Origin of the sequence: Flavobacterium sp., assembly GCF_965277525.1 — a bacterium.
Classification (GTDB): Bacteria; Bacteroidota; Bacteroidia; order Flavobacteriales; family Flavobacteriaceae; genus Flavobacterium.
The window spans coordinates 1-13,911 of the sequence record NZ_CBDIDC010000004.1 but is presented as its reverse complement, the minus strand read 5'-3'; the positions used below and the strand labels follow the sequence as shown (position 1 = coordinate 13,911).

The window sequence follows — 13,911 nt, the reverse complement described above, 5'->3', positions numbered from 1 at the left end:
GTTCGATATCTAAAAGGATTGATTCGAAAAGGAGAAGCACGCGCGACAAGTCATTTTGTGGGTTTACCGGATGAGCAGATTCATTTTATGGAATTGCCTTTTTATGAAACCGGAGCAATCGAGAAAAAACCTTTAGGTCAGGAAGATATTCAGCTGACAATAAGTTTGATCGAAAAAATAAAACCACATCAAATATATGCCGCAGGAGATCTTGCCGATCCACACGGAACGCATAAAGTTTGTCTGGATGCCATTTTTGAAGCCGTTAAAGCTCTAAAACCTCAACCCTATATGAATGACTGTTGGGTTTGGTTATATCGCGGTGCATGGCAGGAATGGGGAATTGACGAAGTTGAAATGGCCGTGCCTATGAGTCCGGATCAGGTTTTGGCAAAACGCCACGGAATCTTCAAACACCAATCACAAAAAGACGGTGTTGTTTTTCAGGGAACGGATGCCAGGGAATTTTGGCAAAGAGCCGAAGACCGCAACAGTGAAACAGCTGAATTGTACAATCAGTTAGGCTTGTCTCGTTATGCTGCTATGGAAGCTTTTGTAAGATGGGAATTTTAATTATACCTTGTTTTCTTGATTAAAGTCCTCATAAGTTTAGTTTTTTGACATTTTACCTCCACTGAACTCACCAACCGGCATTGCTGTTTAAAGAGAAATATTATTTTACAAATTCATGTAAAATGGGCTAACTTCTTTAAATCCTCCATAAATTGGTTTATAAATTGTCCCTTAAGAGTCACAAGCAAAAAAAGCCCGTCTCATAAGAAATGGGCTTTTTTGCCTTTTATCTTTCATTGCTTATGAAGCCCAACCAGGCATTGATAAATTAGAAATATTTACCTTTGTACAGCTAACTTTTAGCCATGATCCTAAAAATAAATTATATAAAAAAGATATCTGGCAAAGCAGATATAAAACTTGAGGTAAATGCTTAAATAAAAATACCCTCGAAGCAAAAAGCCTGGAGGGTATCATTCTTTTATTTATAAAACTCCGGTGTAGGGTTGAGTGACTTGTTCTGCCACTGGTGCCAGTACGGATAAATAGGTGGTACGGCACTGGCATCATCCAGTTTTTTAATTTGTTCTGTGGTGAGGTTCCAGCCCACAGCACCCAAATTTTGTTTAAGTTGCTCTTCATTTCTTGCACCAATAATAATACTCGAAACAGTTGGTCTTTGCAATAACCAGTTTAAAGCAACCTGAGCTACAGTTTTACCAATTTCTTCAGCCACTTCATTAAGCGCATCTACAGTAGCATAAAACACTTCCTCATTTACTACCATTTCAGGTACGGGGCTTCCGCCCTGAGATACACGACCTTCTTTTGGAATTGGTAAATTACGACCATACTTACCTCCCAACCTTCCCGCAGAAAGTGGTGACCATACAATTGCGCCTACCTTCTGATCTAAACCTAAAGGCATTAACTCCCATTCATACTCACGGTTTGCAAGCGAATAGTACACTTGATGTCCAATATAACGGTTCCAGCCATGATTATCTGCTACTCCAAGCGATTTCATAAGCGACCATCCTGAAAAATTAGAAGCCGCAATATAACGCACTTTTCCACTTTGCACCAAATCATCCAGAACGCGCAATGTTTCCTCAACTGGTGTATTACCATCAAAACCATGCATATGATAAATGTCTATATAATCTGTACCCAGACGTTTCAAACTTCCTTCAACTTGCTTTAAAATGTGCTGACGTGAAGCCCCTTGATTATTCGGTCCTTCCCCAAATGTAAAAGTACTTTTAGTAGAGAGGAGCAAATCACCTCTTTGTTTTCCGGCAATAGCCTTGCCTAATACTTCTTCTGCAAGTCCGTCTGAATAAATATCAGCAGTATCAAAAAGATTAACGCCTGCTTCAAGACAAATGTCGATCAAGCGTTTGGCTTCCTCTGCCTGAGTAGATCCCCAAGCTTTGAAAAAATCATTACCACCCCCAAAAGTAGCCGTCCCGAAACTAAGCACCGGTACTTTCAAGCCCGATGCACCCAAAAATCTATATTCCATACTATTCTTATTTTAAATTATTATCTTTTATTACCAGACAAAATGTTTGCCTCATTTATCCGTTAATTTTTTAAAAATATTCCACAAAGTAAAGACGAACATATTAGGATAAGAAAAAGTCTTTTTTTAAATCATTTTATCTGTTTCTTATCTTTAATAAAATTACCTCTTTTTATTAATTTATTCGTTTTTATACTCAAGGAGTTCAAACCGATTACCAAACGGATCCCGAAAAAAACATCTTTGCCGGTTTTCAATCTCCGATGAATAGTGGATTGAAATGCTTTGCTTTTCTAAAAACTTTTTAGCAAATTCCAAATCTTCCACCTCAAAAGCAGGATGCCGTTCTGAATGTACCTGATGCCCTTCTTCTTCACGAATATGCAATTGAATGTCCCCCATTTCAAACCAAATCGCATCCTTCGGATGATTGCCTGGAATTTCTTTTAAATTAAGTAAATCGCCATAAAATACACGTGCCATCTCCTTAGATCTGGGCGGAATAGTTATTAGGATGTGATCAATACGTTTAAAAACAATCATTCTTTAAATACATTACCTTTATATTTCATATACAAATTTCGTTATAGTCAGACTTTTAAAAATTGTACATTTAAGGCTTATTTTTGTACTTTTATCCTAAAAATTAAATTAATGAAGAGAATACAATTTGAACAACTTGTCATTCATGATTTCGAAGAGAAAGCTTTTCATCTGCCAATCCATAGTCATACCTATTATGAGTTGGTATATATCCGGAAGGGCAATGGAATTCATTTACTTAATAAAACACAACATCCCTATCAAAAAGGGGATCTCTTTATTATAAGTCCGGGAGATGAGCACTATTTTGAAATAAACCAAAGTACCCATTTTACATTCATCAAATTTACGGATGCCTATTTTTCAGGACATAAGATTTACTACGAAGCAGATGCTTTCATTTCGCTTACTCCCGAGAGTATAATGCGCAATAAATCATTAAAGGAAGTAAAATTGAAAATGGATGAGCCTTGTACTTCTATCTTGAAGAATACAATCGAGAATATAGTAGCATACAATTGTAGAAAAGATATTGCGCGATCGTCGCTAATGTTTTACCAGATACTTTCTATTTTTGGATTAATAAAAGAAGCTGCCGCAAATCTAAACATCAGGATTGACAATGGCCAACCCGAAAAAGAAGAATTAATCTCATACATTCACCACCATATCTGTGAGCCATCACTAATTCAGATAAAAAGTATAGCTGCGCATTTTGCTATTTCACCAACCTATTTTAGTGATTATTTCAAAAACAAATTTGAAGTAGGTTATCGTAAATACCTCAACGATTATCGTATCAGTATTATCGAAAAACGCCTGTTTATTCCTTCAATAAGTCTCTCACAAATAGCCAACGAATTTGGATTTACAGATGAAAGCCATCTGAATAAATTTTTCAAAACTCATAAAGGCATTGGTCCTAAAGCATATAGAAACAAAATAATGAATTAAAATTTTTATTTAAGAAATCCAAAAAAATTTGCCCAATGTAAATTATGTTACTTTCAATAGCATTATAAACGTCCGGTTGTAATGAAATTTGAAACATCTGACATTTTAATCTCTATTTTTGTAACTAGTAAATAACGTATTTTATTTGTAAATGATCCCATTGTAATCTTGAAAAATCAAAACCAAAATATTAAGCAATTCGAACTGCCGTCTTCTGCAAAAGCAGGAATTATTATTGTTAATATGGAGGATAAAGAAATAGAGAACCACGACATTTCTAAACCACATCGGGATGATCATTGCCAATTGATGTTTGCCTTAAACGGAAAGTTTAAATTGAATATTGATTTTGAAAGTATTGAATTTACCAGACCTGCTTTGCTTTGTATCTTTCCTGAAGAAGTTCATCATATCATATCGGTAAAAGATCCTAAAGGATGGATGATAAGTTTTGATCCTTCACTGGCGAATAATGAAGTCCTGCAGCTTTTACAAAATAAAATCACCAATCCGTTTTTACTGCAACAGGAATCTGCTTTTTTTAAACAGCTTGTTATCCTTATGGATCTCATTGAAAAAGTACAGTCAGAAAACACCAATAGCTATACTCAAAAAAGTATTCATTCGTTATTAAATGCACTTTTAAGCTTAATTTCAGGAGAACTCGTCTCGCATTTATCCATTCATAAAGAAAAAGAAAATCGTAGTATTATCATTAAGGAAACTTTTATCAAACTGACCAAAGAGCATTATAAAACCTGGAAACAGCCTGCACAATACGCGTCGGCACTTTCTATTTCAGCTGCCCATTTAAATGACACTGTAAAATCGTTAACAGGAAGCCCTGTTTCTGTTCATATTCAGGAAGCATCGATTACGGAAGCCAAGAGATTACTCTATTTTACTGATAACAGCGTAAAGGAAATTGCTTATGAAGTTGGCTATGACGAACCTGTTTATTTTGGAAAACTGTTTAAAAAAATAACAAACCTCACTCCTCTTGAATTTCGGAAAAAATTCCGTGATCAGGACTATACTTCCCTTCATTAAAACTATCATTAAAGCGTATCCTGTCAGTAGATTTGTAGTGTAATTAATACTGTAATAATATGCAAAACAAAATCAATATTCCCACCATACTTGATGCGGTACGAAAAGTAGGTGATGTCTTTTTGAAAGACTATAAACAAAATGCTATTCCAAAAGCAATGGATGAGTTTTTAAAACAATTAGAAGATATCGATACCTTGTGTCTCACTTCTTTAAAAGAAGATTTATCTCCTGAATTCCCAAATATTCCCTGGCATATTGGCGACGAGTTTGATACCGATTCTCAAAGAAATCCAGTCGAACAGGAAGAATTCTGGCTTTGTGATGCGATGGATGGTGCTATACAATATCTTCAGCATATTGCAGGATGGACAATAAACCTGGCACTTGTGCGTGATGGAAAACCTTTCTTTTCTGTAATTTATGATCCCTTAGCCAATGAAATGTTTTGGGCAAAAGAAGGTGAAGGTGCTTTTATGAATGAAAAATTACTGGAAATTAACCCTAAAACAGATATGGCAGTGATGCTGGCTGTTTTTGAATATGGACATCAGGATAAATCAGATAATAATTTAAATGAAAAAATTGGCGCTACCGTCACAAAATTGTTGAGCAATTTTGGAGTTATAAGAAATTACGGACCGCACGGATTGCAATTAGCCTATATTGGTGCCGGAAGAATTGATTTGTTTGTTCAGGAAGATCTCGATACTTATAATTGGATTGCGGGATTGCTTATTGCCAAAGAAGCCGGTGCTGAAATCCTGACAACAGACGGAACTACATGGAAATGGGGAAGCGAAAGCCTGCTCGTCGCACAAAAAAGTATTAGTGAAAAATATTTACAAATTAAATCAACAAACTAAAATGAATATAGCAATTATAGGTGCCGGAGCAGGAATTGGACTGGAATCAGTTACTCTGGCACTTAAAAATGGGCATGTTGTAACAGCGTTATCTACAAATACGGATCAGATTTCCAATCATGCTAATCTGATCAAAATCAATGGTAGTGCGACATCACCAACAGACTTAAAAAAAACTGTTCAAAATGCTGATGTTGTAATCATAACTGTTGGGACAAAAAACAAAAAAGCAACTACTCTTTTTTCTGACATTGCCAATACGCTGATAAAAGTGACTGATGACTTAAATTTCTCTTCACCTGTTCTAGTTATTACAGGTTTTGGAGCAGGAGAAAGTAAAAAATATTTAAGTTTTTTTATGAAAACTGTGATTTCGTTATTCCTGAAAGACCAATACATCAATAAAACGATAATGGAACAAATAATCACAAAAAGTGCACTAAAATGGGAAATCATAAGGCCAGGAATGCTTACAAACGGAGATGCAGCCTTAGCTTATAAAGCATTACCGAAACTCCTAAAAGGAATGAGAGTAGGTAAGATTTCAAGAGCAGATGTCGCTCACTTTTTAATTAATGAAGCCGAAAATCCAAAAATGCTGTATCAATATGTTGCATTGACAAATTAAGATAAAGACGTGATTGAACCACAAAGTGCGCAAAGCTTTTTTTTAACTTTGCGCACTTTGCGGTAAAATCCTAGCTATAAGATTTACTTTTAACAGTTCTTTTTTTGTCTATCATTTCCCAAAAGCACGGTATTCATTCTTATAAAGGATTTTAGATGTGCTCCTTGATCAACAATTGCAATATACCTATTTTACATATTTGTTATTTTACAAATAATCTACAGGCGTCGCTAACACAATCTGTCTGGTTTCTAATAAAGGAACAATTTGTCCTAAAACTAAATCTTGAAAATAAGCTGAATTTCGATGTTCTGTTACGGCATCTTCATTTGTATATCCTTCAAATAACAGAAGTGTATTTGTATCTGAATTACTTTGATGAATGGTATAAAACAGATTTCCTTTTTCTTTGATGCTTTCATCATGTACCGTTTTTAGTAAATTTAAAACGTTTTCAATCTGACCTTCTATAACTTTCCATGTTGCAAAAACATGAACTGGATTTTGATTTTTCATTTTGATCTTTTTACGAGTTAATAACAGTAATCGCAATTTTTGTCATCCCGAGGAAGGAGGGAATACAAAATATTATCTTTCTATAATTTTGAATACATAACTTTTATTTTCTACCCCCAACTTTATAAAGAACAGTTCTGAAGTATTAACGTTATTTTTTTACACTTACAGGAGTTTTTGCCCTGTACTATTAAATATTTTATATTTATCAATTTTCTTTTCAGAATCAATATTTATATTTTCTGCTACCTTTCCCAGCGGCTTTTAAGGAAGACTAAATACGTTAGTATTTTATTTATTAACTCAGATGGTGACCATTACAAAGAATCGTTTTAAAATAATTACAGATATTCAGGAAGTTCTATATCGTCTTTCGTGACGTCTTTTTCTTTATGAGTAAAGATTTTACTAATCGCTTTGATAGGTTTGCTTGCTAAAATTGCAGCTACAGTATTGACTACACTAACTCCAAATTTGGATTTAGGATGAGCAAGCCAGGGAACGCCTGGTGGCAATTTCTGAACTTTTTCTACAAAAGGACGCATACGTTTTTCATAAGCTAAAAAGGCATCTTCATATTGGTCATGACGCGAAAGTTCCCCAGCCAATAAATAGGCCCCTACCATAGCTAATGTGGTTCCCATACCGGTTAAAGGTGTCGGACAATAAGCGGCATCACCAATCATACCCGCTCTTCCATCAAACCATCGTGGTGCATGAATCTGACTAATACCATCGAAATAAACATCCTTATTATCTTCTATTTCTTTCATCAGGCGTTCCTCCTCCCAGCCAGCACCTCTAAGCTTGGCTTGTATTATTTTTTTTTGCTCACTATCAGATTGATTTAAATAGCTTTTATCATCCGAAAGAAAGCTGAATGATGCCCTTACCGTACCATGATTGTCAGGGCGAAGAAGCATAACTCTTGATTTTGGTGCGGTATACCAGCGGGCCCATTGCGTATCACTTTCAATCTTAGGTATAGTGTACCAGGCATTATAAAGCCCCATAAACTTTGATTCCGGCTCCTCTCCAAAAATTAATTTTCTCGTTGTTGACCTGACCCCATCAGCGGCAATCATTAAGTCGAATTCTTCGATTTCATCATTACTAAATGTAACTTCAACTTTATCGGGATCCTGATTTATTGCCGTAATATATTTACCAAACACATATTTTACGTCATTTTTAGTGCAATCATACAGGATACTGACTAAATCTCCCCTGAGTATTTCGGCTTCACTGGTAAAACTGTTACTGCCTTCTGAAGGAAATTCAGCCTTAACTTCATTATTTCGGTTTACAAACTGTAAACCAATCTCACCTGTATTAGCTGCAAGTATTTGTTTTTCAATGCCCATCATTCTTACGATGGCACGACCGGCACCTCTGACATCAAGATTCTGCCCCCCTAACCTCAACGCTTTTGAACGCTCCACTATCGTAACTTCAAAGCCATATTTAGCCAGCCAAAACCCTAAGGTTGGACCTGCAATGCTTGCACCGGATATTAGTACTTTCTTTTTATGATTCATCTTCTTTTATACTATAATTTTTAAAAAGTCTTCTGTTTATTTTACAAAGACCATTACACGCTTTTTTTTAAGGCTTCGGATTTTTGGTTAAGTTCTTCCAAACTTAGACCTCTATTGTTCATAAATATTTCATGGTGGTGGTAGTCCAGTTTATGCAAGAGAAAGGACAGCGAATTAACCTCTGTCTGAGTTAAATTCCCTACGACCACGCTGCCTACCAAACCCATCTTAGGCAATAATTCGGTCAATTCCCTTTTCCCCTCGGATGTAATTGCGACCATCATACTTCGTTTATCGTTTGGATTATCAAATTCGTGAATCAATTCATGCTTCAGTAATCGCTTAATAACTTCAACACCGGAGGTTTTCTCCATAATCAGTTTATTTATTAGTTCGGTTTTAGTGAGGAATGGGTAGGTCATCAGTACAATTAAAAAGGAGAATTCGTCAAGCGTATTAACCTTGCTTTCTTTTATCGCTTTTTTAAAATACACCACGGCATACCGATAGATGAAAACAAGCATTCTTGCTATTTCTGTGTTCTGATCCTGACTGTTGCGTACCCAATCTTCTTCACCCCCTGCAATTTCCCTCGCAGCAGGCTGCGAAATTTCCTGACTGGCGTTCAAATAACCCAAAAAGTCTGTTATGCTGTAATTTTCGCCTTGATATTGCTTATCAAATTCAAAAAGATGCTCGATAAGTTGTGTTAAAACTTCCTTTTTCCTCATAAATTACAATGTTTACATTTCAAATATACAAAATCAAATACAAAAACATTTAAAATATAAGAGCATCGGATTTTTACGTACCTAAAATCGTACTTTTTTACTCCCCGTACAAATTGTTATTAATCAACTTTACAGTCAATTACAAAAATGTTGTTTTTTACTTATAAATCCATTGATAACCGATTTTGAGAATTAGAAAAGTATTCTCTTTCAGTATCAAACAATGCAATTACTATTTATTTACTAACCATTAATTATTTACTAACCTTAAAATTTTAAAAATGAAAAAATTCTTAAAATTACCAACTTTGCTATTTATAGCATTAGTGTTTAATTCCTGTGAAAAGGAACAAGATTTAAATGTGCCGCAAAGCGCTAACAAAGAAGCGTCACAAAGCACTGGCAAAGACGTATCTCAAAGCACTAACAAAGATGCTGCTGCCGCAGCCGCTGCAGGTGGTGGTGCCGCAGCCAGAACAATCACATTGCAAACAAATACGTTATCGTGTCCCGGCGGTTTGTGTACATCGAATGGTGTCTGGTCAACAGGTGTTTACACTGTTTGGTTTCAGATGAAATTCAACTCCGGCTTTTATTGGAGCAGAGGCGGTAAATGTGGCTATGGTATATTAATTGGCGATCAGAACACCGGTGGTGACCCGGGATGGGATGGCAATGGCGGTAGTGCCCGATTTATGTGGTATTGCCCAAATGGATCTGACACTGCCAAAGGAAGCGGGGCTTATCTCCAACCTTACGTTTATTACAAAGATCAGCCAGGCCAATTTGGTAATGATTTTGGAAAAAAATACTACATACAAGAAGGAGTGACATACAATTGTCAAATATCGGTGAAGTTAAATACCGGGTCAAATACTGACGGATACGTTAAATATTATGTAAATGGTACGGAAATACTGAATCAAACCATTCGTTGGGTGACTAATGATTCTAAACGAAATGTAAATGCAGTAAGTCTTCACACCTTCCGTGGTGGTAGTCAGGAATACTGGAAAGCTCCGGTAACAAGTTCTATTTATTATGCCAGTGCAGCCTGGGATGCTCAATAAGTAGTTTGTAAATTGTCCCGGTAAAGGGCAAAAATTAAAATCCCATTTCGTACGAAATGGGATTTTTTTTATGAACAAAATTCATCCTGAATACAAATACATTGCAAATGTTACCCGGCTATTGCAAACAGAACATTTAAATAGGGTACAACACGATTACGAAATGTTTATTATTTCCATTCCTTCAGTTTTTACAGTTATTTTTTCAGTCTTTCTACAATTAAAAATTGCGAAAACAGCTAAAGATATATTTTAAATAGTAGGAATTTTAACAAAAATAAATTAACTTAGATCCTTAATTACCAGATCATTGAAAAATATTTTAATTTCAGAATTATATCGTCAGGCATAGTGAACTCTATTAAAAACCCTAACGTTATTGGTCATAAATCATACAAAATTTGATGTTCTAATGATACGTTATAAAGGAACAAGTACCTGTTTACACTAAATAAATTTATTTCATAATTAATTTTAAAGTATAGTATCATGAAAAGAAAAAGTCTTTTAGTTGCCGCCATTCTAATGGCGAGTATTGCCACAAATGCACAAAGTGCTTCAAAAAACACCAAAGATCCCGCTCAAACGGAGAAAAGAGTAACCCGCCTGCTCGAAGGTAAAGATGTAAGCCCGCAATCTGTATCACAGTTTTCAGTAGATTTCGGGAAAACTTCTAATGCGAAGTGGACAAGGAATAAAAATTTCGACGAGGTAACTTTCATAAAAAATAATAACCATTCGACCGCCTTTTATGACGCAAACTCCAAATTGGTTGGTACTACCTCGATCAGCTCCTTTGCAAAATTGCCCGCTAAGGCACAGAAAGAAATCGACGAAAAATACAAAGGCTACAAAAAAAATGGAGTGATTTTTTATGACGATAATGAAAAGAATGATACTGACATGGTACTTTACAGTACGCCTTTCGATGATTCTGACAGCTATTTTGTAGAATTAGCCAAAAACAATAACAAAATTGTCTTACAAGTAGATCCCAAAGGTAAGGTAGCACTGTTTGCAAAAGAATAAACAAAAAATGGAACTAACAATCTGAATTAAATAATAATAAAAATTAGAAATCATGAAAAAAACTATTTTATTACTTGCCCTTTTTGTACTATTTGGTGCAAATTCAAATGCTCAGACAACAAAAAAAGCTGATCAGACACAGAGAAAAGCATTAAATAAACTTAACGGTAATGATGTAAGTAACCTATCTAAAAATCAATTCAGTATTGATTTTGGAAAAACTGCAAAAGATCCTAAATGGCAAAGAATGACCAACTTTGATGAAGTGACATTTACGAACAACGGAAAAAAAATCACGGCGTTCTACGATGAGGATTCTAAATTAGTAGGAACTACGCAAGAAAAAAACTTTACAGATATTCCGGCCAAGGCTCAAACGGAAATCACTAAAAAATACAAAGACTATCAAAAAGGAATTGTTCTCTTATTTGATGACAATGAAGACAATGATACCGACATGGTCATTTACGGACAACAATTCGATGACGAAGACAGCTACTTCGTAGAAATTAAAAATAGCAGTAAAAAAATTGTCCTTCAGGTAAGTACCAGCGGTGAAGTAAGCTATTTTGCTGATCTAAAATAGGTTTGTGTGAATTTAGGAAATAATACTCCTGAAGAATAAATTATCAGGTTAAGCAACCTCTATCAATTAACGGAAATTATAGCTATGCCTGAAATCCTAAAAATTAGAATCGATTTCAGGCTAAGCTTAGCTAACGGATGCGCGCTCTACTAATGAAAAATGGCTTGATGCATTTTGTCACAATATACAACTATCAACACCTAATTTAGCTTCATACTTACATCACTATTTTAGAAAATTGATGGATTATATTATAATCATTCTGTCATCTCCTCCTGCCTCCTCCTCCTCCATCACTTCTAAAAGAATTTTGAGGTGCTCTGTAAACAGGCAGACGCTCAATATTGTCCCTTTGCTGATTTGCCGGAAGACCTACTCTATCCTGATTTATATTGTTGCTATTCATTTGACTATCAAACCTCCTAAATTCTTTTGGTTGAGGGTTTTGAACGTTTGGTCTGTACATAGCAGCCTGATTTCCATCAAACCTTATATCAGAAATCTTATTTACTGAACGAACAGATACAGGTTGAACCCTTTGATTCGAATATTTTTCAACATCGTTTAACTCCGGACCTCTGGAATAATAATAATTATGGTTTTGAGTAGTGTTAAAATTGTCTATTACATTAATTCTACCCACATCGAATCTATTATTAGTATTATTTTCTATCCGGCTTTCGATATTTCGATCGTTAATATTTTCCCTACGAACAAAATTCCAGGCATTTCCTTGGGGCCTCCACGAATTATAACGAATTCCGATATTTATACCGGGACGCAAGGGAGCCCAGGCATAATAACCATCAACATATCCCCAGGTTACCCAGGCCGGTGACCATTCATAACCTGGAATCCACAACCAACCATAGTTAATATCTTCAATCCAACTACCATAGTGAAATGGTGCCCATCCCCAATCATAATTAGAAGTCCACATCCAGCCATCATCCGAATAATTCCAATAACCATTCGTTAAATAGGGCCTGAAATCTCCTTCTAATGAAGGTCTCCAGACATGTCCATATCCGGGATATTCTATCCAGGTTCCGTAAGGAGAGAGATTGTCATAAAAATCCTGATAGGTAATTGTTGCCGAAACATCGTTCTGCGCACTTAATTTAGTGATACTGAAATTTCCCATGAAAACCGTCAGAAGCATTACTAATACAGTTGATTTTTTCATTTTTTAATCATTTAAAATTTCTATTAATTTAACGCCGCCTGCCCTCCGGGTAACCAGTGCTGACCAGGGGACAGAAGACGTTCAGAACACCGGGTAGGCCCTCGGCTGGCTGATGGGGCTGGTCGAAGCAGGCGTCATTGTGGGCCTCTCTTTGGTCATGCTGGTACTGCTGTACGGTCAGCCGCGTATTTTTTACACGGTGGCGAGTGACAGCCTCCTGCCGAGCGTCTCCAGCCGCCTATCTCCACGCTTCCACACCCCGGCGGCTGCGACCTGGCTGCTCGGCGGGATTGTCAGCCTCATCGCCGCATTCGTGCCGCTCGCCCTCTCAGGCTTTATCGTCTAATTCGGCTACAGCATCGTCTAATTCGGCTACAGCATCGTCTAATTCGGCTACAGCAACGTCTACTTCGGCTACAGCCGCCACCATTCCAAGCTGCACAAGTCGAACGCGGAGTGACAAGCAAAAACCCGGCATTCTCAGTGCCGGGTTCCCCTTCACCATCTACCGTCTGGCGAGAGGAGCAGTGAGATAGGGCCTGTTTCATCAAGCCATTGGTAAGTGCCTGCTCTACTATTTTTACAAAACGGTGAAATTAGGTCAGCTACTGTCAGCCAGGAAGAACGGCTTAACCGACAGAAAAACACATCAGCCCCTTTGCCTTGCTTAACACCCTGATCTTCTTTCGACACTTGCAAGGTCAAACTGCTTTGGCTGACGGCTGTTATCCAAGACGCTTCTTGCAAAAGGACTTCGACGACAGCGCCCTCAGCTAATGCCAAAGCCAGCCGTCTCAAGTGCTCAGCTTGTTCCACGTCAAAATCGTAGAGGCGTATGAGCGGGCAATCGGGCGAGCCGTTAGGCAGGAACTCTGCTTTCACGGCGCGACTTCCTGCCTGATCTCGCGGCGGCGAATGCTACAGGCCAAGTGCCTGCTTGACCAGGCCAGGAATTTCAGCGGTGCTTTCGGCGATATGGACACTTTTTCCACTCTTGCGAGGCTTTGCCTTTGGTGTGTACGGGTTCCGACTACGCACATCTTTTTCAATCTGAGCAACTTTGATACAGATTGCTTGATCCTGGGAGATTTCCTGCCTCAATTCACGCAAGTCGCGTTCCGCTCTGGTCGATGCCGAGATGCGAGAGCGGTTGAACTTTCGCGGCTTCATCGAAGT

16 protein-coding genes and 1 pseudogene are annotated in these 13,911 nt (G+C 37.0%); 9 read left to right on the top strand and 8 right to left on the bottom strand.

The window, feature by feature from the left end; all coding sequences use genetic code 11:
* Nucleotides 1-573 (top strand): annotated as a pseudogene (locus tag ACQY44_RS08310) (glucosamine-6-phosphate deaminase); the annotation flags it as partial.
* Between the two features lie 421 nt (nucleotides 574-994).
* Here ACQY44_RS08310 and ACQY44_RS08305 read toward each other — a convergent pair.
* Entirely contained in the window at nucleotides 995-2,038 is a 1,044-nt protein-coding gene (locus tag ACQY44_RS08305; RefSeq protein ID WP_428229922.1) for an aldo/keto reductase, read from the bottom strand.
* 180 nt (nucleotides 2,039-2,218) lie between these two features.
* A complete protein-coding gene (locus tag ACQY44_RS08300) occupies nucleotides 2,219-2,581 on the bottom strand; it encodes a VOC family protein (protein ID WP_428229921.1) in 363 nt (120 codons plus the stop codon).
* A 111-nt stretch (nucleotides 2,582-2,692) separates the two neighbouring features.
* On the opposite strand from ACQY44_RS08300, the gene ACQY44_RS08295 reads away from it, so the two are divergent.
* The 4 genes from ACQY44_RS08295 (at nucleotide 2,693) to ACQY44_RS08280 (ending at nucleotide 6,079) form a co-directional block, all read left to right on the top strand.
* On the top strand, nucleotides 2,693-3,535 hold the full coding sequence (locus tag ACQY44_RS08295; RefSeq protein WP_428229920.1) for an AraC family transcriptional regulator: 843 nt from the start codon (nucleotides 2,693-2,695) through the stop codon (nucleotides 3,533-3,535).
* A gap of 168 nt (nucleotides 3,536-3,703) precedes the next feature.
* Nucleotides 3,704-4,585 (top strand): AraC family transcriptional regulator, encoded by an 882-nt coding sequence (locus ACQY44_RS08290; protein ID WP_428229919.1) that lies wholly within the window; start codon nucleotides 3,704-3,706, stop codon nucleotides 4,583-4,585.
* Nucleotides 4,586-4,644: 59 nt separating this feature from the next.
* Nucleotides 4,645-5,451 (top strand): inositol monophosphatase family protein, encoded by an 807-nt coding sequence (locus ACQY44_RS08285; protein ID WP_428229918.1) that lies wholly within the window; start codon nucleotides 4,645-4,647, stop codon nucleotides 5,449-5,451.
* Between the two features lies 1 nt (nucleotide 5,452).
* A complete protein-coding gene (locus ACQY44_RS08280; protein WP_428229917.1) occupies nucleotides 5,453-6,079 on the top strand; it encodes an NAD(P)-dependent oxidoreductase in 627 nt (208 codons plus the stop codon).
* 207 nt (nucleotides 6,080-6,286) lie between these two features.
* Here ACQY44_RS08280 and ACQY44_RS08275 read toward each other — a convergent pair whose 3' ends face one another.
* The 3 genes from ACQY44_RS08275 to ACQY44_RS08265 form a co-directional block, all read right to left on the bottom strand.
* Complete coding sequence (locus ACQY44_RS08275) at nucleotides 6,287-6,595, bottom strand: putative quinol monooxygenase (RefSeq protein ID WP_428229916.1); 309 nt, start codon at nucleotides 6,593-6,595, stop codon at nucleotides 6,287-6,289.
* A 341-nt stretch (nucleotides 6,596-6,936) separates the two neighbouring features.
* The gene (locus ACQY44_RS08270; protein ID WP_428229915.1) at nucleotides 6,937-8,133 is read right to left on the bottom strand and encodes an FAD-dependent monooxygenase; all 1,197 of its coding nucleotides are present in this window, start codon (nucleotides 8,131-8,133) and stop codon (nucleotides 6,937-6,939) included.
* A gap of 53 nt (nucleotides 8,134-8,186) precedes the next feature.
* On the bottom strand, nucleotides 8,187-8,864 hold the full coding sequence (locus ACQY44_RS08265) for a MarR family winged helix-turn-helix transcriptional regulator (protein ID WP_428229914.1): 678 nt from the start codon (nucleotides 8,862-8,864) through the stop codon (nucleotides 8,187-8,189).
* 281 nt (nucleotides 8,865-9,145) lie between these two features.
* Between ACQY44_RS08265 and ACQY44_RS08260 the strand changes: the two genes are divergently transcribed.
* The 3 genes from ACQY44_RS08260 (at nucleotide 9,146) to ACQY44_RS08250 (ending at nucleotide 11,549) form a co-directional block, all read left to right on the top strand.
* Complete coding sequence (locus tag ACQY44_RS08260) at nucleotides 9,146-9,934, top strand: polysaccharide lyase (RefSeq protein WP_428229913.1); 789 nt, start codon at nucleotides 9,146-9,148, stop codon at nucleotides 9,932-9,934.
* Nucleotides 9,935-10,423: 489 nt separating this feature from the next.
* Entirely contained in the window at nucleotides 10,424-10,963 is a 540-nt protein-coding gene (locus ACQY44_RS08255; protein ID WP_428229912.1) for a hypothetical protein, read from the top strand.
* Between the two features lie 52 nt (nucleotides 10,964-11,015).
* Nucleotides 11,016-11,549, top strand: a complete 534-nt coding sequence (locus ACQY44_RS08250; protein ID WP_428229911.1) for a hypothetical protein — start codon at nucleotides 11,016-11,018, stop codon at nucleotides 11,547-11,549.
* Nucleotides 11,550-11,814: 265 nt separating this feature from the next.
* Here ACQY44_RS08250 and ACQY44_RS08245 read toward each other — a convergent pair whose 3' ends face one another.
* Nucleotides 11,815-12,735: a DUF6600 domain-containing protein gene (locus tag ACQY44_RS08245; protein ID WP_428229910.1), complete on the bottom strand. Its 921-nt coding sequence runs from the start codon at nucleotides 12,733-12,735 to the stop codon at nucleotides 11,815-11,817.
* A 112-nt stretch (nucleotides 12,736-12,847) separates the two neighbouring features.
* Here ACQY44_RS08245 and ACQY44_RS08240 point away from each other — a divergent pair, with 112 nt between their 5' ends.
* Nucleotides 12,848-13,081 (top strand): amino acid permease, encoded by a 234-nt coding sequence (locus tag ACQY44_RS08240; protein WP_428229909.1) that lies wholly within the window; start codon nucleotides 12,848-12,850, stop codon nucleotides 13,079-13,081.
* Here ACQY44_RS08240 and ACQY44_RS08235 read toward each other — a convergent pair.
* Together ACQY44_RS08235 and ACQY44_RS08230 are read right to left on the bottom strand one after the other, a co-directional pair.
* On the bottom strand, nucleotides 13,064-13,240 hold the full coding sequence (locus tag ACQY44_RS08235; RefSeq protein ID WP_428229908.1) for a hypothetical protein: 177 nt from the start codon (nucleotides 13,238-13,240) through the stop codon (nucleotides 13,064-13,066). The genes ACQY44_RS08240 and ACQY44_RS08235 overlap by 18 nt on opposite strands.
* 413 nt (nucleotides 13,241-13,653) lie before the next feature.
* Nucleotides 13,654-13,911: hypothetical protein (locus ACQY44_RS08230; RefSeq protein WP_428229907.1), on the bottom strand; the 258-nt coding region annotated here is incomplete at its 5' end.